The following is a 16,834-nucleotide window of genomic DNA, read 5'->3' as shown; positions in this document are numbered from 1 at the left end:
AAGCCGGGCTGCTGCCTCGGCTGTCATGCGCTTCATTGCGCCTCCAAGCGTGCCGCGCCGTGCAAGGCGCGAGCGTGCGGCGTGCGCTAAGACAGACTCCGACGTGCCTGCCCATCGACTCCCACGACTGACCTCGCTGCGCCCGTTCGACTCCCCCGGCTACTTCGCGGTGTGGCTGGGCGCGCTCATCTCCAACATCGGCACCTGGATGGAGACGGTGGCGATGGGCGTGTACGTCACGCAGACCACCGGCAAGGCCGAGTGGACGGGCGCCGTCGTCGCGCTGTCGTTCCTGCCCGCGGTGATTCTGGCGCCGGTGGGCGGCGCGCTCGCGGATCGCTTCGACCGGCGCGCGTACGCGGGGCTGGGCGCCATCCTCCAGGCGGCGCTCGCGGCCGTGCTGACGGTGCTGGCGTTCCGGGGGCAGCTGACGGTGCCCGTCATCGGCGTCATCTCGTTCCTCAACGGGTGCGTGAGCACGCTCACCTATCCGGCCTTCTCCGCGCTGCTCGCGGAGCTGGTGCCGCCGGAAGACCTGCACCTGTCCACCAGCCTCAACTCCGCGCAGTTCAACCTGGGCCGCATCCTGGGCCCCACGCTGGCCGCGGTGGTGTTGCAGGCGGGTGGGCCCGCGTGGGCGCTGCTCGCGAACACGCTGTCCTTCTTCGCGGTGCTGGTGGCCCTGTGGCGCGTGGTGCCGCCCGCGCGTGACCCCGCCGCGAAGCGCGAGCCGCTCTGGGACGGCATCCGGCGCGGCATCACGGTGGCGCGCGACGACGAGGACATCTCGCTGGTGCTGGTGGCCACCTTCTTCGTGGCCGCGCTGGTGGCGCCCTTCATCGGCCTGGTGCCGGTGTTCGCCATTCGCGAGCTGGGCCAGGGTGCGGCGGCCACGTCGTTGCTGGTGACGTGCCAGGGCGCGGGCGCGGTGACGGCGGCGCTGGGCGTGGGCACGCTCGCGGAGATCTTCGGACAGCGCAAGCTGCGCGGCTACGCGGCGACGACCATCGCGGTGCTGGCGGGCGTGTACTGGCTGGCGCCCACGCTCCAGGTGGCCGCGGTGTGCATCTTCTTCCTCGGCGCCAACTACCTGGTGCTGATGAGCAGCCTGAGCGCGGCCTGCCAGGGCCGCGTGCCGCGCGAGCTCCAGGCGCGCATGGGCAGCCTCTACAGCATGGTGCTGGGCGCGGGCTATTCGCTGGGCGTCTGGTTCCAGGGCGCGCTCGCGGACCGCATGAACCTGCGCTTCGTGACCATCGGCTCGGCGGCCGTCTTCCTCGCGCTGGTGCTCACCACGCGCCTGCTCAAGCCCGCGCGCTTCGAGAACGAGCCCCTGGCCCCGGCCCAGGCGGACGTCCAGCCGTTCTCCGACAGCGCTCACTGACGCGCAATCAGTCCTCCTCCAGGTCCCGCTTCAGCTTCGACAAGAGCTTCACCGCGTGCGTGGCGTACGAGGAGATCCACCGCGAGTGGATGTCCTGGATGGGCGCCGCGTTGAGGTGGTTCCACCGCGTGCGCCCATCCTTGTGGGACAGCACCAGCTCCGCCTTCTCCAGCACCTTGAGGTGCTGCATCACGGTGCAGCGGTCCAGGGTCTTCTCGAAGTGCTCGCACAGCTCACCCGTGGTCCGGGGCGCGTCCTTCAACAGGTCCAGGATGGCCCGCCGGCGCGAGTCCGCCAGCGCCTTGAAGATGAGATCGTCCTGGTCGCTCCTTGACATGTTATATTTATATAACATATTTCGGGGCCGGACCAGTTCCCAGCAAGGGGTGGCTCATGGAGCCGAAGTTCCAGGTGCAGTTGAAGATCCGCAAGCCGGTGGCGCAGGTCTTCGAGGCGGTGGTGGACCCCTCGAAGCTGAGCGGCTACTTCGTGAAGACGAGCAGCGGGCCGCTGGCGGCGGGCGCGACGGTGAAGTGGAGCTTCGCGGAGGCGCCGGGGGAGTTCGACGTCATCACGCGCGAGGTCGTCCCGAACGAGCGCATCGTCTTCGAGTGGCCCTCGGACCGTGGCGCCCTCACGCGCGTGGAGATGTCCTTCGTGCCGCTGGACGCAAGCAACACTCTGGTGAAGGTGAGCGAGTCCGGGTGGAAGCCGGACGACAAGGGCTTCGAGGCGTCCTACGGCAACGCGGGTGGCTGGATGCACATGATGACGTGCCTCAAGGGCTACCTGGAGTTCGGCATCAACCTCCGGGAGGGCGGGGCGCTCTGAAATCCGCGACGCGGGGGAATGTCCCGGCCAGACTGCCGTTCCCGCGCGTCCCGTTCCTTCCAGGAGACCCCATGTCCTCCGTCCGCGTCCCCGCCCTGCTGCTCTCCGCCCTGCTCCTGTCCGCTCCAGCCGCGAACGCGCAAGAGGCGAAACGCGCGCCGGAGGCGCTGGGCCTGGGCATGGAGGGCTACCCCTACCCCGCCCCCGTGCAGTTCCTGCCCGTGAAGTTGGAGGGCCAGGACCTGCGCATGGCGTACATGGACGTGAAGCCCACGGCCAACGCCAACGGGCGCACCGTGGTGCTGCTGCACGGCAAGAACTTCTTCGGCGCGTACTGGAAGGACACGATTCGCGCCCTCACCGGCGCGGGCTACCGCGTCGTCGTGCCGGACCAGGTGGGCTTCGGCAAGTCGTCCAAGCCGGCCATCGCGTACAGCTTCCACACGCTGGCGTCGCTGACGAAGCAGGTGCTGGACACGGTGGGCGTGAAGCAGGCCGCGGTGGTGGGCCACAGCATGGGCGGCATGCTCGCGACGCGCTTCGCGCTGATGTACCCGGAGGTGACGACGCAGCTGGTGCTGGAGAACCCCATCGGGCTGGAGGACTACCGCGAGGCCGTCCCCTGGAAGTCCACCGAGGACCTCTACCAGGAGAACCTCAAGGCCACGGAGGAAGGGCTGCGCAAGTACCAGCGCGGCTACTACGTGAAGTGGAAGCCCGAGTACGACGAATACGTCCAGGTCCTCTACCGCCAGACGCTCAGCGGCGAGTACCCGCGCCTGGCCTGGGTCTCCGCCGCCACGCAGACGATGATCTACGAGCAGCCCGTGGTCCATGAGTTCCCGCTCGTGAAGGTGCCCACGCTGGTGGTGATTGGCCAGGAGGACCGCACGGTGGTGGGCAAGGGCAGCGTGCCGCCCGCGCTGTTGCCGAAGCTGGGGCAGTACCCCGCGCTGGGGAAGAAGACCGCCGCCGCCATCCCGGGCGCCACGCTGGTGGAGCTGCCCAACGTGGGCCACATCCCCCACTTCGAGTCGCCGGAGAAGTGGCACGCGGCCCTGCTGGACTTCCTGCGCAAGGGCTCGAAATAGTCCACGCATGCATCGCGTCCGGGTGGTGCGCCACGCGTCCGCGCGGGGCGGATGGGAGATGGCGCTGGCCACGCCGCCGCCGGCGCTGGCGCCGCTCGTCCGGGACTACTGCGGCTATCGCGAGGCCATGCCCCAGCCGATGCGCCGGCAGGAGCTGCCCGGCGTGCAGGTGGTGCTCATCCTGGAGTTCGGACCGCTGCTGAAGCACCTGGACGACGCGGGCCGGGTGACGCGCCACCGCTCCGGCTTCGTCGCGGGCCTGGACGAGCGCTGGAGCACCACCGAGCACGGCGGCGTGTCCCACGGGCTCCAGGTGAACCTCACGCCCCTGGGAGCCCGCAGCGTCTTCGGCGTGCCCATGCACGAGCTGTCCCACCGCGTGACGGGCCTGGAGGACCTCTGGGGCGGCGAGGCGCGGCGGCTGGTGGAGCAGCTGGAGGAGGCGCCGGACTGGGAGACGCGCTTCGCTCGCGCGGACGCGTTCCTGCTCCAGCGCGTGGAGCGCGGTCCAAAGGTGGAGGCCGGGGTGCGGTGGGCGGTGGAGCGCATCCAGCGGACGGGGGGCCAGGTGGACATCGCCACGCTGGCGGGTGAGCTGGGGCACAGCCACAAGCACCTCATCCACCAGTTCCATGAGCAGGTGGGGCTGCCGCCGCGACGGCTGGCGCGCCTGCTGCGCTTCGACCGGGCGGTGGAGCGCATCAAGGCCGGAGGTCCGGTGCGCTGGGCGGAGTTCGCGGTGGAGCTGGGCTATTTCGACCAGGCGCACCTGAACCGGGACTTCCGCCAGTTCACCGGGGGACCGCCGTCCGCCCTGCTGCGCCGCTCGCTGCCCGACGCGGGGGGCTTCGAATCCGGCTCGCAGGTGAAATCCGTACAAGAAGCGCCCCAGGGGGATGGGCAGGATGCGCGGTGAAAGGAAGACATCGCCATGTCCACACCCCTGCCCAGCCTCTATCCCTTCATCCACTACGCGGACCCCGAGGCCGCCCTGCGCTTCCTGAAGCAGGCCTTCGGCTGCGAGGAGCGGGTCGTCTACCGCTCGCCTGACGGCGCCATCGGCCACGCGGAGCTCACGCTGGGCCATGGGCTCGTGATGTTCGGAGGCACCGGCAACAGCCGGCTGAAGATGACCGCGTCGAAGCAGGTGCCGGTGAAGAACCAGGGCATCTACGTGGTGGTGACGGACCCGGATGCGCTCTACGCGCGGGCGAAGGCCGCGGGCGCGAGCATCGCGATGGAGCTGCACGACACGGACTACGGCTCGCGGGACTTCAGCGCGCTGGACCCGGAAGGGAACGTCTGGAGCTTCGGCACGTACCAGCCGCTCGCCGCGCCTGCGCCCAAGGGGTGAGACAGGAAGGTGCGTCCATGCAAGGCTTTCCCCATGAAGCTCTTGCTGGGACCCATCCTGTACGCCAGGGCGCAGGCCACGCCGGACCCGAAGTCCCACGACGTGTGGAGCTTCTTCGTCAACGTGTTCCTCGACAGCACGTCGGCGAAGAAGCCTCCGGCGTTGCGGCTGTGTTTCAAGGACGCGAAGGGCCAGCGGGTCGCGGTGTTCGACCAGGCGACGGCCGCCGTGGACTTCACCGCGTTGCCCAAGAGCACCCGGGGCGTGGTGTGGCGCTGGGAGGTCGTCCTGCCGCGCACGGACGTGGCCCAGCGGCTGTCCTATCACTTCGAATCGCCCGACACGCCCGGCGTGCCGGTGACCTTCGAGCGTCCGCCGCCGCGGGATGACCGGCCGTGGTCCTCGCGGGTCATCCCGCCGGAGCCGCTGGTGGTGTCCGACGTGGTCGTCCCCGCGAGGGGCGTGTCGCCGAACATCGCGTTCTTCTCCTGCAACGGCGCCAGCCGTGCGAGTGATTGGAGCGACCTGGCACAGCCCTTCGCGCTCTGGGAGCGGATGCTGCAACACCACCAGAAGGACCCGGCGGACCCGGCGAAGACGCCGGGGTTCCAGCTGCTGATTGGCGGTGGGGATCAGCTCTACGCGGACTCGCTGCACAACACGATGGATGTGTTGAACGCGTTCATGAAGCTGTGCCGCTCGGAGCGGATGACGCTGCCGGTTCCGGACGGGCTGGAGGAGCGGCTGCTCGTGGAATACGTCTGGCTCTACCGGGAGCGGTGGGGCGGGAGCCAGGGCATCGCGCCGATGCTCAGGCGGGTGCCGGGCCTCTTCATGTGGGACGACCACGACATCTTCGACGGGTGGGGTTCGCACGAGGAGCTCCAGCGGGCCCCCTGGTACCGGGCCATCTACAGCGCGGCGGCGAGGGCCTTCGAGGCCTTCCAGCGAGGCTGGCTGGACCAGCCGGCGACGGCGCGCGAGCCGGACGACCGGGGCGTGGTGCGGCCCGTGCAGCACTACTTCCAGACGTTCTGTTTCTCCACGGCGGACTGCGACCTGGACGTGGTGTTGCTGGACCTGAGGAGCGGGCGGACCAGCCGGGTGATGGATACAGAGGACGCGCATCCGCAGTCCGAGTTCACGGTGATGAGCCGGTCACAGTGGGACGCGTTCGACGCCTGGCGGGACGAGCACCGCCAGCGGCCGGAGAACGGCAAGAAGGCGAGGCACGTGCTGGTGGTGTCGTCGGTGCCGCTGGTGCACCTGCGCTTCGGGCCGGCGATGGAGCGCATGAGCGGAGGTGGCGTCGACCTGCGCGACGACCTGTTGGACCAGTGGGAGTCCGCGGTGCACCGGGGCGAGCGCACGCGGATGTTGATGAACCTGTTCTCGCTGGCGAAGAAGTCCTACTGCGCGGTGACGGTGTTGTCCGGAGACGTGCACGTGGGGGCGAGGGCGCGAGTGCGGTCACGCAACCCGGACCACCTGGTCCCCGCGCTGGGCACGGTGGGAGAGGTGTTCATCGAGCAGGTGACGTCCTCGCCCATCGTGCATCCCCCGCCGGGGTGGCTCGCGTTCAAGGGGATGCTGGCGCTGTCGGAGGACTCGCGGGAGGACCTGCCGGGGTTCCTGCAGACGGAGCTGTTGCCGGTGGGCAAGGAGCTGTACCTGCGGGACCGCAACTGGCTGTCCATCCGCCTGGAGCGGCCGAAGCACCACGACACGACCGCGCGTCCGAAGCTCTGGGTGAAGTGGATCGCGGAGAAGGAGGTCCTGCCGATGGAGGTGGTGGTGGAGCCACCGCCCTTCCCCACCGTGGGTTGAAGGTCAGCGGACCGGGAGCTCGCGGAAGGAGATGCCCGTCCATCCACCCTGCTCCACCGCGTCCTTGAAGCGGTCCGTGCCGATGAGCAGCGTGCTGAAGTTGCCTGCGCGGAAGAGGTCGGTGTCCGTGGGGAGTGAGGCCCCGTCGAGGATGGGGTCCTCCGGAAGACGGACACCCAGTCGTCCGCAGGTGGCGCAGGGCGGTTCCATGTCGGGAGGAAGGCAGTCCGGATGGAGCTGGCCGCGCGGTTCGAGTTGAAGCTCGAGGATCTCCGGAGGCGTCTTCTGACGGAACCGCAGCTCCGTCTTGCATCCCAGCAGCCCTCGGATGCCGGCGGCCTGAAGGCTGTCGAAGGCGTCACGCCGCACGAGGATCCAGCAGCTTTCGAGCCCTGAGAAGGGGGCGAACCGACCCGTCGCGGTACCCACCAATGGACCGAAGGACGTACCGGGTGGCAGTCGTGCACCGGGAGGAGCCAGGGGGCGTACCAGCTCGCGAAGGCGGGCGAGTTCGTGGAGGGGTTCGGGGCGGGCTTCTTCGAACTCTCCTCGCTCGGAAAGGCCGGACAGATCCACGGCGGGGTATTGATGTCCCCAACTCGACCATGTGGCGCCGCAGCTCGGACAATCCTTGAGGCCGGGCAGCCCCCACTTGTGAGCGGCGTTGTAATCTGCGCTGTAGAGCGCCTGAGCCGCCTCGTCATTGCGCAGCCAGAAGAAACGGGTCATGGAGGTCGGTCCTCGAACGAGCGAGGGTCAGTTGTACTTCTCGATGGGGCCACCCAGAAGCTGGAAACGGTAGATGAGTTCCCCAGCATGCCTGTAGATCTCCAGAGGTTTGGCATCTCCGTTCGTCAATTGGAACTCGCGCCAGGCCTTGTTCCACAAGCCACCTCTGGACCCGCCAGCATGGATGCGTCGGTGGACATGCACAGGGATGGGAATCGTGTACTGGTGGATGTCGATCCCCTTGAGCCTGAACCACCCAGCAAGGTCCGTGGCCTGCGGGAAGATGTGATGCTTCTCGAACTTCCCTGCCGGCAACTGCCGCAGAGGAGGGACGGGCTTCGGATTCCCGTACCAGGGGAACACCATCACGGGCTCCGCATCACCCGGCAGGCCCATGCTGCCGCCCCAGTTGCGCCGAGGCCCGCTTCCTGGCGCGGGAGCCACCGCCACGGGAGGCGGCCTGGGCGGAAACCCTCGCGCCAGCACCACCTCCCCAGGCACGTCCTCGCACCGGAAGAAGCCGCAGGCCGTGTCCCCACAGACCAGGGTCACACAGGCATCGGCGCTGGCATCACCGCACTCCGCTTCGGCTTCATCCCAGCGCTGCTGGAGCGGCGTGCTGGACGCGCACGCCGTCAGCCACAGCGCCAGGAATGTCAGCATCTTTCGCATGGCGGAAAAACCTACTCATATCCGGCGTCCCTGTGACCAACGTCAGACTTGAAGACCTGGGCAACGCAACGACCCTCGCCGCCCTTCGCGATCCCCGGTGGGAACCGGAGCTCCGTGCCTTCGAGGACCTCAATCCCTGCACCTTCCGGGACATCGACACAGGTGTGGATGTCCCTGGAAGCATCGACACGGGTGACGGTCCCTACGTCATCCAGATCAACGGTCCACTCAAGACAAAGGACCACCTCCATCTCTGGACGGACGACTACCTTCCTGGGCTCGTCATCGTCCGGGGAGATCTTCACGCCCGAACGCTGTCGTTCGGCAACGGAGCCCGGATCTTCGTCGAGGGCTCCGTCCTCGTGGAGGACTGTCTCTTCGGCCAGTACGGGGACCGCAACGCGGTCCTCAGTGCCAAGGGTGAGATCCGGGCGCGGGCGGTCTTCCTCGACCACAGTGCCCGTGTCTACGCGGACGGAGGCATGCGGTCCCTGATATACGCGCCGCAAGGAAGCTGGGAGTCCCTGACACCGGACATCGAGAACGAAGGCACGGGGGACGGCGCCCGGTTCTTCGACCCCTCGGTGCTCGACCGTTACGGAGACCTCCACTTCCGTCAGGCCATTGAAGCCGCACGCGCCGGGAAGCCCCTGTTCCTGCCCGGCGTCGAAGAGCGCTTTCCCCTGCGACTGTCTTCCAGAAAGACAGTCTGAACTTCAGGACCGCACGGGCAGCTCGCGGAAGGAGATGCCCGTCCATCCGCCCTGCTCCACCGCGTCCTTGAAGCGGTCCGTGCCGATGATCATGGTGCTGAAGTTGCCGACTCGGAACAGGTCCCTGTCCGTAGGCAATGAAGCACCGTCGAGAATGGGATCGTCCGGACGGCGGAATCCCTGTCGTCCGCAGGTGGGACAGGGCGGCTCCAGGTCGGGCGGAAGGCAGTCACGGTGCAACAAGCCGCGCGGTTCAAGCTGGAGCTCAAGGATGTCCGGAGGCGTCTTCTGCCGGAACCGCAGCTCCGTCTTGCAGCCCAGCAGTCCACGGATGCCCGCGGCCTGGAGACCGTCGAGCGCATCGCGGCGGACGAGCATCAGCGAGGTCCCCTGCCAGGTGAACGGTCCGAACTGACCGGATGCAGTGCCTGTGAGCGGACCGAAGCTTGTTCCGGGAGGAAGAACTGCATTGGGTGGCACCAGAGGGCGCACCAGTTCCCGAAGACGGACGAACTCGTGAAACGGCTCGGGCCGGGGTTCTTCGAATTCCCGATGCTCGGGGATGAGTGAAAGGTCCACGGCGGGGTATTGATGCCCTGATCCACCCCAAGTCAGGCCGCACCCCGGACAATCCTTGAGGCCAGGAAGTCCCCACCTGTGTGCAGCATCAAAGTCTCCGCTGTAACGGGAGGTGGCTGCCTCGTCGTCGCGCAGCCAGAAAAAGTGGATCATGGACCGTCATGCCTCGGATGGATGAAGGCTCAGTTGTACTGCTGGATGGGGCCACCCAGGAGCTGGAAGCGATAGATCAGTTCCCCGGCATGTTTGAAGATTTCTTGAGGAGGAGCGAGGTCGTTCGCGTTCTTGAACTCGCGCCAAGCCTTGTTCCACAAGCCGCCGCTGGATCCTCCACTGTGAATGCGTCGGTGGACGTGTAGGGGGATGGGGATCGTATACTGGTGGATGTCGATGCCCTTCTCCTTGAACCACCGGGCCAGGTCCTGAGCCTGCGGGAAGATGTGATGCTTCTCGAACCTCCCCGCCGGAAGCTGCCGCTGAGGAGGCACGGGCCTGGGATTCCCATACCAGGGGAACACCATCACGGGCTCCGCATCACCCGGCAGGCCCATACTGCCGCCCCAGTTGCGCCGGGGCCCGCTTCCCGGCGCGGGAGCCACCGCCGCGGGTGGCGGCCTTGGCGGAAACCCGCGCGCCAGCACCACCTCCCCAGGCACGTCCTCGCACCGGAAGAAGCCGCAGACCGCGTCCCCACAGACCAGGGTCACACAGGCATCGGCGCTCGCGTCACCACACTCCGCTTCGGCTTCATCCCACCGCTGCTGGAGCGGCGTGCTGGACGCGCACGCCGCCATCCACAGCACCAGCGCACAGAACGTCAGGCTTCTCATAGGGGATAAACCTACTCAGATTCGGTCTCATGCCGCGCGGTGAGGCTTTCTTCCTCGCCTCCTGTCAGTGCGTCCCTGCCACGGGGTAGCGTCAGCCCATGGGCTTCTGGAAGATGCTTCTGGGGAAACACGCGGGTGCGGACAGCCGCGAGGAGGGTCGGGTGGCCTCCAAGGTCATCTCTCCGCTGCCGCCAGACAGGGTCCTGGCCGGAGGACTTCCGCTGCACGCGATCGCGGGCACGCTGCACAGCCCTTCCAAAGGGCCTGATGCCTTCGAAGCGAATCCAGCCTTCGTGGCACTCCTCCACCGAGTGGTCCGCGAGTGCGCGCCCACCGATCCAGGCGCCCAGGCCGAGGCACAACGCATTGGCAAGGGCTGGCTCTATATCGTGGATCAACGGCGGCCTCCCGGTGAGGAGGGCGTGCCTCCAGAGGACATCGTCGGCTACTTCGCCGTCAAATCCGGGCGGATCAACACGGAGGGGTATACGCCGAACGCGGGTCACCGCGTCTTCACGCACCTCGGGCTCGTCCGCCTTCCTGGGATGCTCCAAGACGTGCTTGTCACACGAGCAGCCGAAGACGTTCGAGAATGACAATCGAACGGTGAGGACTTCAGGACCGCACGGGCAGTTCTCGGAAGGAGACGCCCGTCCAACCGCCCTGCTCCACCGCGTCCTTGAAACGGTCCGTGCCGATGAGGACGGTGCCGTAGTCGCCCAGGCGGAAGAGGTCGATGTCCGTGGGCAGTGAGGCTCCGTCGAGGATGAGGTCCTCCGGAAGGCGAAGGCCCACACGTCCGCAGGTGGGACAGGGCGGCGCCAGGTCAGGCGGAAGGCAGTCGCGGTGCATCCGGCCGCGCAGTTCGAGTTGAAGCTCGAGGATCTCCGGGGGGGCCTTCTGCCGGAACCGCAGCTCCGTCTTGCACCCGAGCAGCCCTCGGATGCCCGCGGCCTGGAGGCTGTCGAAGGCGTCACGTCGCACGAGGATCCAGCAGCTTTCGAGCCCCGAGAAGGGAGCGAACTGACCCGATGCACGGCCGACCAGCGGGCCGAAGGTCGTCCCAGGGGCAAGCTCGGAGCCTGGGGGCGCCAGTGGGCGTACCAGCTCCCGGAGACGCGCGAACTCGTGGAACGGTTCGGGCCGGGGTTCTTCGAACTTGGCTCGTTCAGGAAGGTTCGACAGGTCCACCGCAGGGTAATGGTCCCCCCAGGTGCCCCAGGTCACACCGCATCCCGGGCAGTCCTTGATACCGGGCAAGCCCCATTTCGGCGCGGCATCGAAGTCACCCGTGAAGGAGTTCCTGACCACCTTGTCAGTGCGCATCCTGAAAAAGCGCGTCATGGCCATTTGATCCTCACGATGGACGGTCAGTTGTACTGCTGGATGGGACCGCTCAGAAGCTGGAAGCGGTAGATGAGCTCTCCAGCGTGCCGAAAGATTTCTTGTGGTGAAGCACCTCGGTTGTCTGTGCTGAATTCACGCCACGCCTCATTCCACAGGCCACCCTTGGGCCCTCCGCTATGGATGCGCCGGTGGACATGCACGGGGATGGGGATCGTGTACTGGTGGATGTCGACACCTCGATCCTTGAACCACCGGGCAAGGTCCGGGGCCTGAGGGAAGATGTGGTGCTTCTCGAACTTCCCCGCCGGAAGCTGCCGCTGAGGAGGCACGGGCTTGGGGCTCCCGTGCCAGGGGAACACCATCACGGGCTCCGCATCGCCCGGCAGGCCCATGCTGCCGCCCCAGTTGCGCCGGGGACCGCTCCCCGGCGCGGGAGCCACCGCCGCGGGTGGCGGCCTTGGCGGAAACCCGCGCGCCAGCACCACCTCCCCAGGCACGTCCTCGCACCGGAAGAAGCCGCACGCCGTGTCCCCACAGACCAGGGTCACACAGGCATCAGCACTCGCGTCACCGCACTCGGCTTCGGCTTCGTCCCACCGCTGCTGCAGCGGCGTGCTGGACGCGCACGCCGCCAGCCACAGCACCAGCGCACAGAACGTCAGGCTTTTCCTCATGGCGGAAAAGCCTAGCATTCACAGTCAGAGCAACGATCCCTCCACCAATCGCAACACATCCGCGAGCACTCCCGCCGCCGTCACCGCCGCTCCCGCGCCGTATCCTCGAATCACCAGCGGCGTGGGGCTGTACCGCTCCGACAGGAAGCTCAGCGCGTTCTCTCCTCCCTTCACCGCCGCCAAGGGGTGCTCCAGCGGCACCGGCACCAGGCCCACGCTCACGCCCTCCGGTCCCACGCTGCCCACGTAGCGCAGCACCTTCCCCTCCTTCCGGTGCGCGTCCACCCTGCGCTGGAAGACCTCATCCACTTGCGGAAGCCGCGCCAGGAACTCCGGCAGCGGCCCCTTCGCGTCGAACTCCTCCGGCAACAGCGACGCCAGCGCCACCTCCTCCAGCTCCAGCGTGCGCCCCAGCTCACGCGCCAGGATGAGCACCTTGCGCGCCACGTCCGTGCCCTCCAGGTCGTCTCGCGGATCCGGCTCCGTGAAGCCCTTCTCCATCGCCGTGCCCACCGCCTTCGACAGCGGCACCCCGGCCTCCGTCAGCCCCAGGATGAACGACAACGAACCCGACAGGATGCCCTCCACCCGGTGCACCGTGTCGCCCGTGCGCAGCAGGTTCTTCAACGTGTCGATGACCGGCAGCCCCGCCCCCACGTTCGTTTCGTAGAGGAACTTCCGCTGGTGCCGCACCGCCGTCTCTCGCAGCGCCGTCCAGTGCTCCTGCCGCCCAGAGTTGGCCTTCTTGTTTGCCGTCACCACGTGCAGCCCGGACGCCATCAGCTCGGGATAGCCCAGCGCCACGTCCTCGCTGCTCGTGCAGTCCACGAAGATGGGCCGGCCCGGCCTGCGCGCCTTCGCCCATGCTCGGAACGTGTCCAGCGTGAAGCCGGACTCGCTCGCCTCCAGCCGCGCCTTCCAGCCGTCCAGCGCCACGCCCTCCGGGGCCACCAGGCTGTGTCTGCTGTTGGCAATGGCACACACCCGCAAATCCAACCCATGCGCCCGCAGCTTCGGCGCCTGCTGGTGGATCTGCCGCAACAGCTCCCCGCCCACCGTGCCCACGCCCGCCACCAGCAGCTCCACCACCTCCGTGGTGCCAAAGGCCTTGCGGTGCACGTGCGCCATCGCTCGCGGCCCGTCCTCGCGCGAAATCACCGCGGAGATGCTTCGCTCGCTGGACCCCTGCGCGATGGCCGCGATGCTGCAATCCACATCCGCCAGCGCGCTGAAGAACGTCCCCGCCACGCCCACCCGGTGCCGCATCCCGTCCCCCACGATGCTCAACACCGCGAGCCCCGGCTGGTGCTCGATGGGGTCCACCTTCCCGGCCTCGCGCTCCACCTCGAACGCGTCCTCCAGCGCCAGCACCGCCTTCGCGGCCTCCGCCTCCCCCACGCAGAAGCTGATGGAGGACTCACTGGAGCCCTGGGTAATCAGCACCACGGAGATGGAAGCGCGCGCCATCGCCTCGAAGACGCGCGCCGCCGTGCCTGGCACGCCCTTCAACCCCGCCCCCGCGATGTTGATGAGCGCGATGTCCGGCAGGAACGACAGTCCGCGCACCGGGTGCCTCGACGACGGCGCCGTGGCCGTCACCCGCGTGCCCGGATGCTCCGGCCGGAAGCTGTTGCACACGCGCACCGGGATGCCGCGCTCCCTCGCGGGGGCAATGGACTTCGGGTGCAGCACCTTCGCGCCGAAGTAGGCCAGCTCCATCGCCTCCTCGAAGCTCACCTCCTCCAGCGCGAACGCCTCCGGCACCAGCCGCGGGTCCGCGCTGTAGATGCCGTCCACGTCCGTCCAGATCTCCAACAGCCGCGCATCCAACGCCGCCGCCGCCAGCGCCGCCGAGTAGTCCGACCCACCCCGCCCCAGCGACAGCGTCTTGCCCCGCGCGTCGCCTCCGAAGAAGCCCGGCATCAACATCAGCCCCGGCCCGTTCTCGCGCAGCGTCGCGAACCGCGCGCGGATCTCCTCCACCCGGGGCGTCGCCTGGAGCGGGTCTCCCGTGCACACCAGCACCTGCCTCGGGTCCACGCTCACGGGCGCCAGGCCCCGCGCCTCCAGCAGCGCCGCGAGCAGCAGGCACGACGCCCGCTCCCCCAGCCCCGACAGGTGCGCGAGCACCGTCGGCGAGCACTCCCGCAGCAGCCCCACGCCCTGCAACAGCCCTCGCAGCTCGACTCCCAGCGCCACCAGCCCCTCCGCGAGCGGCCGCGTCTGCGCGGGCTTCAGGTCCGAGCCCAGCGCCCTCGCGATGGCGGAGTGCGTTTCGTCGAACCGGGCGCAGGCCTGCTGCACGGACTCGCCCTCCTGCGCCACCCTCGCCGCCTCCACCAGCAGGTTGGTGATGCCCGACACCGCGGACGCCACCACCATCACGCGCTCCGTCTTGCGCGCCTCCTCCACCAGCGCCGCCACCCCGCGCATCCGTTCCGCATCCGCGACACTGGTGCCACCGAATTTCATCACGCGCATGACACGGCCTCCTCGCGGGACGACGGGGCTCGGTGGCTGGGGGGACTCATCGGAAGCGGCGTCATGCGGGTCCTCGGGGGCTGGCGACGGACGGAAGTGGGGCAACGAAAAAGCCCCGCGCTCGGGAGGAGCGCGGGGCCGGGTTCGGAAGGGGGACCTTCAGGAGGTCCGCTTCGGAAGTCAGGCGGTCCGCGCTCCGCGAGGAGTCAGGCCGGTGCGAGTGCGAGTCTCGGTCAGGACGGCCTGGACGCGCGCGCCCACGGAGGACGTCGTCCCCTCGTGCCGCTGGCTGTTCCCGCTGCGTCCGGCCATGGAGTCCCCATCCTAGCCGCTTCCCATGTTCCTGGTCAGGGGGCAGGCAACCGGCCCCCCGCCCCACGGTCCCCACCGTGGTGCAGGCGCCTGGGACTGCCGACATTGAGCGTGTGTGAGCTGTCCCACCACCTTCCGGAGCAACCCATGGCCACCCGCAAGAAGAGCGACACCGCCCACAAGCCTGGCTTCGCCAAGGACCGCGTGGAGCGGGGGCTGGAGGCGGACGACACCAAGCCCCTGTACGCGGACGACGCCAAGCACTCCACCGAGGAGCAGAAGTTCTCCCTCGACAGCGACGGCCCCGTGGGCGGGCCCATCACGAACCCCCAGAGCGTCCTCGACAACGCGGATGACGAGGAGCGTGAGCTGGAAGGCCGCCGCAGGGCAGACGCCCGCGAGGCCGCCGACAGGGAGCCCACCCGGGAATGAAAAAAACCGGGGCCCCGACACCCACGTCGGGACCCCGGCTTCAACACCTCGAAGTGAAGCGCTCCGCTACTTGGGCGCCGCGTCCGACGCCGGCGTCTCCACCAGCGTGAGCTTGCCCAGGTTGAGCGGCGTCACCTGCTCCTGGATGACCAGCGGGTCGCCCACGAGCACCACCTGCATGTTGGCCGGGTCCAGGTAGGACTCGGCCACGCGCTGCACCTCCGCGGCGCTGGCGTTCTCCAGTCCCTCCACGGTGCGCTTGAACTCATCCATCGGCCGGCGGTGGAAGTAGAGCTGCGCGGCGCTGCCGCCCAGGCCCTCCACCGTCTCGAAGGCGCCCGGGAACGCGCGGATGAGGCCCTCGCGCGCGGCGGCCAGCTCCTTCTCCGTGATGGGGTTGGACTTGATGCCGGCCAGCTCCTTGATGAACTCGTTGAGCGCCGGGCCCGTCACGTCCTGCCGCACGGCCGCGTACGCGGTGAGCGGACCCACGCCCAGGCGCGTGCCCAGGTTCGCGTTGGCGCCGTAGCTGTAGCCCTTGTCCTCACGGATGTTCATGTTGAGCCGGCTGCCGAAGAAGCCGCCGAACACCGTGGTGGCCAGCTCCAGCGGGTACTCGTCCGGGTGGCCCGCGGCGAGGCCGGGACGGCCCACCAGCACCACCGTCTGCTCCAGGCCCGGCTTGGGCACCAGGCGCACCTGCTGACGCGGGGGCGCGGGCGGCGCGGGAGGCGGCTTGGGCGCCACGGCCCCGCCCTTCCACCCGCCGAAGTACTTCTTCCCCCACTCCACCGCCTGCTGGAGCGTCACGTCGCCGGTCATGATGAGCGCGGCGGCGCGAGGGCCGGTGTTCTTCGTGTAGAAGCTCTTCGCGTCCGCCAGCGTCAGCGCCTCCACCGTCTTCGGCGTGCCGCCGGACGTGTGGCCATAGGGGTGGTCCGCGCCGAACACGGCCTGGTAGTAGGCCTGCTGCGCCAGGAAGTTCGGGTCGCCCATGCGGCGCACCAGCTCCCCCAGCTGCTGCTTCTTGCGGCGCTCGAAGGCCTTCGCGTCGAAGGTGGGCCGCAGGACGACGTCCGCCAGCAGGCCCATCGCCGCGTCCACGTTGGTCGTGAGCACGCGCGCGCCCACGAAGGCGCCGTCCGGTTCCACCGACAGCGCGGGGGACACGCCCAGGTCCGCGAACGCGTTGTCCAGCGCCACCGTGTCGCGCTTGCCCGCGCCCTCCAGCAGCATGCGGTAGGACAGGTCCGCGATGCCCAGCTTCGCGGCGGGCTCCTGCGACACGCCCGCGGCGAAGGCGATGCCCACGAACACCAGCGGCAGTTCCTTGCGCGTGCTGACGATGACGGTGAGGCCGTTGTCGAGCTTCGCCTGCTCGAACGTGGGCAGCACCAGCTCCGGCGACTTGCCGGGCGTGGGCTGCTGGGCGCGGAAGGCCTCCGCGTCCTGCGCCGGTGTCTGGGATTGCGGCTGCGTGGCGGGAGGCGTCTGGGCGGGAGGCGTCTCCGCGGGCTTCGTGGTGGCGCAGCCAGCGACGGACAGCGTGAGGAGGGCAGTGAGGATTCGGCGGTGCAT

18 protein-coding genes are annotated in these 16,834 nt (G+C 68.6%); 9 read left to right on the top strand and 9 right to left on the bottom strand.

Features of this window, described 5'->3' with window-relative positions; genetic code table 11:
• Nucleotides 1–103 precede the first annotated feature (103 nt).
• Nucleotides 104–1,384, top strand: coding sequence for an MFS transporter (locus tag NR792_RS27415; RefSeq protein ID WP_375755647.1), 1,281 nt, complete (start codon nt 104–106; stop codon nt 1,382–1,384).
• Between the two features lie 7 nt (nt 1,385–1,391).
• On the opposite strand, the gene NR792_RS27410 is transcribed toward NR792_RS27415, so the two are convergent.
• Complete coding sequence (locus NR792_RS27410) at nt 1,392–1,721, bottom strand: ArsR/SmtB family transcription factor (protein WP_375755646.1); 330 nt, start codon at nt 1,719–1,721, stop codon at nt 1,392–1,394.
• A gap of 56 nt (nt 1,722–1,777) precedes the next feature.
• Between NR792_RS27410 and NR792_RS27405 the strand changes: the two genes are divergently transcribed.
• From NR792_RS27405 to NR792_RS27385, 5 genes are all read left to right on the top strand, one after another.
• A complete protein-coding gene (locus NR792_RS27405; protein WP_375755645.1) occupies nt 1,778–2,215 on the top strand; it encodes an SRPBCC domain-containing protein in 438 nt (145 codons plus the stop codon).
• A gap of 71 nt (nt 2,216–2,286) precedes the next feature.
• Nucleotides 2,287–3,306 (top strand): alpha/beta fold hydrolase, encoded by a 1,020-nt coding sequence (locus tag NR792_RS27400; protein WP_375755644.1) that lies wholly within the window; start codon nt 2,287–2,289, stop codon nt 3,304–3,306.
• A 7-nt stretch (nt 3,307–3,313) separates the two neighbouring features.
• Entirely contained in the window at nt 3,314–4,222 is a 909-nt protein-coding gene (locus NR792_RS27395) for a helix-turn-helix domain-containing protein (protein WP_375755643.1), read from the top strand.
• 15 nt (nt 4,223–4,237) lie between these two features.
• Nucleotides 4,238–4,660, top strand: a complete 423-nt coding sequence (locus tag NR792_RS27390; protein WP_375755642.1) for a VOC family protein — start codon at nt 4,238–4,240, stop codon at nt 4,658–4,660.
• Between the two features lie 33 nt (nt 4,661–4,693).
• Nucleotides 4,694–6,487: an alkaline phosphatase D family protein gene (locus NR792_RS27385; RefSeq protein WP_375755641.1), complete on the top strand. Its 1,794-nt coding sequence runs from the start codon at nt 4,694–4,696 to the stop codon at nt 6,485–6,487.
• Nucleotides 6,488–6,490: 3 nt separating this feature from the next.
• Here NR792_RS27385 and NR792_RS27380 read toward each other — a convergent pair whose 3' ends face one another.
• The gene (locus tag NR792_RS27380; RefSeq protein ID WP_375755640.1) at nt 6,491–7,216 is read right to left on the bottom strand and encodes a double-CXXCG motif protein; all 726 of its coding nucleotides are present in this window, start codon (nt 7,214–7,216) and stop codon (nt 6,491–6,493) included.
• Between the two features lie 27 nt (nt 7,217–7,243).
• Nucleotides 7,244–7,888, bottom strand: a complete 645-nt coding sequence (locus NR792_RS27375) for a TIGR02269 family lipoprotein (RefSeq protein WP_375755639.1) — start codon at nt 7,886–7,888, stop codon at nt 7,244–7,246.
• Nucleotides 7,889–7,920: 32 nt separating this feature from the next.
• Between NR792_RS27375 and NR792_RS27370 the strand changes: the two genes are divergently transcribed.
• A complete protein-coding gene (locus tag NR792_RS27370) occupies nt 7,921–8,601 on the top strand; it encodes a hypothetical protein (RefSeq protein WP_375755638.1) in 681 nt (226 codons plus the stop codon).
• A gap of 3 nt (nt 8,602–8,604) precedes the next feature.
• On the opposite strand, the gene NR792_RS27365 is transcribed toward NR792_RS27370, so the two are convergent.
• Together NR792_RS27365 and NR792_RS27360 are read right to left on the bottom strand one after the other, a co-directional pair.
• A complete protein-coding gene (locus tag NR792_RS27365) occupies nt 8,605–9,333 on the bottom strand; it encodes a double-CXXCG motif protein (RefSeq protein WP_375755637.1) in 729 nt (242 codons plus the stop codon).
• Nucleotides 9,334–9,362: 29 nt separating this feature from the next.
• Nucleotides 9,363–10,010: a TIGR02269 family lipoprotein gene (locus NR792_RS27360; RefSeq protein WP_375755636.1), complete on the bottom strand. Its 648-nt coding sequence runs from the start codon at nt 10,008–10,010 to the stop codon at nt 9,363–9,365.
• 98 nt (nt 10,011–10,108) lie between these two features.
• Here NR792_RS27360 and NR792_RS27355 point away from each other — a divergent pair, with 98 nt between their 5' ends.
• Complete coding sequence (locus NR792_RS27355) at nt 10,109–10,606, top strand: hypothetical protein (RefSeq protein WP_375755635.1); 498 nt, start codon at nt 10,109–10,111, stop codon at nt 10,604–10,606.
• 19 nt (nt 10,607–10,625) lie between these two features.
• Here NR792_RS27355 and NR792_RS27350 read toward each other — a convergent pair whose 3' ends face one another.
• From NR792_RS27350 to thrA, 3 genes are read right to left on the bottom strand one after another with little or no spacing between them, the layout of a single operon-like run.
• Nucleotides 10,626–11,354, bottom strand: coding sequence for a double-CXXCG motif protein (locus NR792_RS27350; protein ID WP_375761703.1), 729 nt, complete (start codon nt 11,352–11,354; stop codon nt 10,626–10,628).
• A gap of 26 nt (nt 11,355–11,380) precedes the next feature.
• Nucleotides 11,381–12,031, bottom strand: a complete 651-nt coding sequence (locus NR792_RS27345; protein WP_375755634.1) for a TIGR02269 family lipoprotein — start codon at nt 12,029–12,031, stop codon at nt 11,381–11,383.
• A gap of 24 nt (nt 12,032–12,055) precedes the next feature.
• Nucleotides 12,056–14,512 (bottom strand): bifunctional aspartate kinase/homoserine dehydrogenase I, encoded by a 2,457-nt coding sequence (thrA, locus tag NR792_RS27340; protein ID WP_375755633.1) that lies wholly within the window; start codon nt 14,510–14,512, stop codon nt 12,056–12,058.
• A gap of 459 nt (nt 14,513–14,971) precedes the next feature.
• Between thrA and NR792_RS27335 the strand changes: the two genes are divergently transcribed.
• Nucleotides 14,972–15,256, top strand: coding sequence for a hypothetical protein (locus tag NR792_RS27335; protein ID WP_375755632.1), 285 nt, complete (start codon nt 14,972–14,974; stop codon nt 15,254–15,256).
• Nucleotides 15,257–15,322: 66 nt separating this feature from the next.
• Here the strand turns inward: NR792_RS27335 and NR792_RS27330 are convergent, their stop codons facing one another.
• Entirely contained in the window at nt 15,323–16,834 is a 1,512-nt protein-coding gene (locus NR792_RS27330; RefSeq protein WP_375755631.1) for a M16 family metallopeptidase, read from the bottom strand.

The organism is Corallococcus exercitus (genome assembly GCF_042231735.1).
Classification (GTDB): domain Bacteria; phylum Myxococcota; class Myxococcia; order Myxococcales; family Myxococcaceae; genus Corallococcus; species Corallococcus exercitus_B.
Note: the sequence above shows the minus strand (reverse complement) of the source record. Positions and strands in the feature narration are given on the sequence as shown.

Bases quoted from the DNA above. Each gene is read 5' to 3' on its own strand.
- NR792_RS27390 (WP_375755642.1), top strand. From the start codon at position 4,238: ATGTCCACACCCCTGCCCAGCCTCTATCCCTTCATCCACTACGCGGAC.
- NR792_RS27380 (WP_375755640.1), bottom strand. From the start codon at position 7,216: ATGACCCGTTTCTTCTGGCTGCGCAATGACGAGGCGGCTCAGGCGCTC.
- NR792_RS27350 (WP_375761703.1), bottom strand. From the start codon at position 11,354: ATGACGCGCTTTTTCAGGATGCGCACTGACAAGGTGGTCAGGAACTCC.
- thrA (WP_375755633.1), bottom strand. From the start codon at position 14,512: ATGCGCGTGATGAAATTCGGTGGCACCAGTGTCGCGGATGCGGAACGG.
- NR792_RS27355 (WP_375755635.1), top strand. From the start codon at position 10,109: ATGGGCTTCTGGAAGATGCTTCTGGGGAAACACGCGGGTGCGGACAGC.
- NR792_RS27330 (WP_375755631.1), bottom strand. From the start codon at position 16,834: ATGCACCGCCGAATCCTCACTGCCCTCCTCACGCTGTCCGTCGCTGGC.
- NR792_RS27405 (WP_375755645.1), top strand. From the start codon at position 1,778: ATGGAGCCGAAGTTCCAGGTGCAGTTGAAGATCCGCAAGCCGGTGGCG.
- NR792_RS27395 (WP_375755643.1), top strand. From the start codon at position 3,314: ATGCATCGCGTCCGGGTGGTGCGCCACGCGTCCGCGCGGGGCGGATGG.
- NR792_RS27345 (WP_375755634.1), bottom strand. From the start codon at position 12,031: ATGAGGAAAAGCCTGACGTTCTGTGCGCTGGTGCTGTGGCTGGCGGCG.
- NR792_RS27375 (WP_375755639.1), bottom strand. From the start codon at position 7,888: ATGCGAAAGATGCTGACATTCCTGGCGCTGTGGCTGACGGCGTGCGCG.
- NR792_RS27360 (WP_375755636.1), bottom strand. From the start codon at position 10,010: ATGAGAAGCCTGACGTTCTGTGCGCTGGTGCTGTGGATGGCGGCGTGC.
- NR792_RS27335 (WP_375755632.1), top strand. From the start codon at position 14,972: ATGGCCACCCGCAAGAAGAGCGACACCGCCCACAAGCCTGGCTTCGCC.
- NR792_RS27400 (WP_375755644.1), top strand. From the start codon at position 2,287: ATGTCCTCCGTCCGCGTCCCCGCCCTGCTGCTCTCCGCCCTGCTCCTG.
- NR792_RS27385 (WP_375755641.1), top strand. From the start codon at position 4,694: ATGAAGCTCTTGCTGGGACCCATCCTGTACGCCAGGGCGCAGGCCACG.
- NR792_RS27365 (WP_375755637.1), bottom strand. From the start codon at position 9,333: ATGATCCACTTTTTCTGGCTGCGCGACGACGAGGCAGCCACCTCCCGT.
- NR792_RS27410 (WP_375755646.1), bottom strand. From the start codon at position 1,721: ATGTCAAGGAGCGACCAGGACGATCTCATCTTCAAGGCGCTGGCGGAC.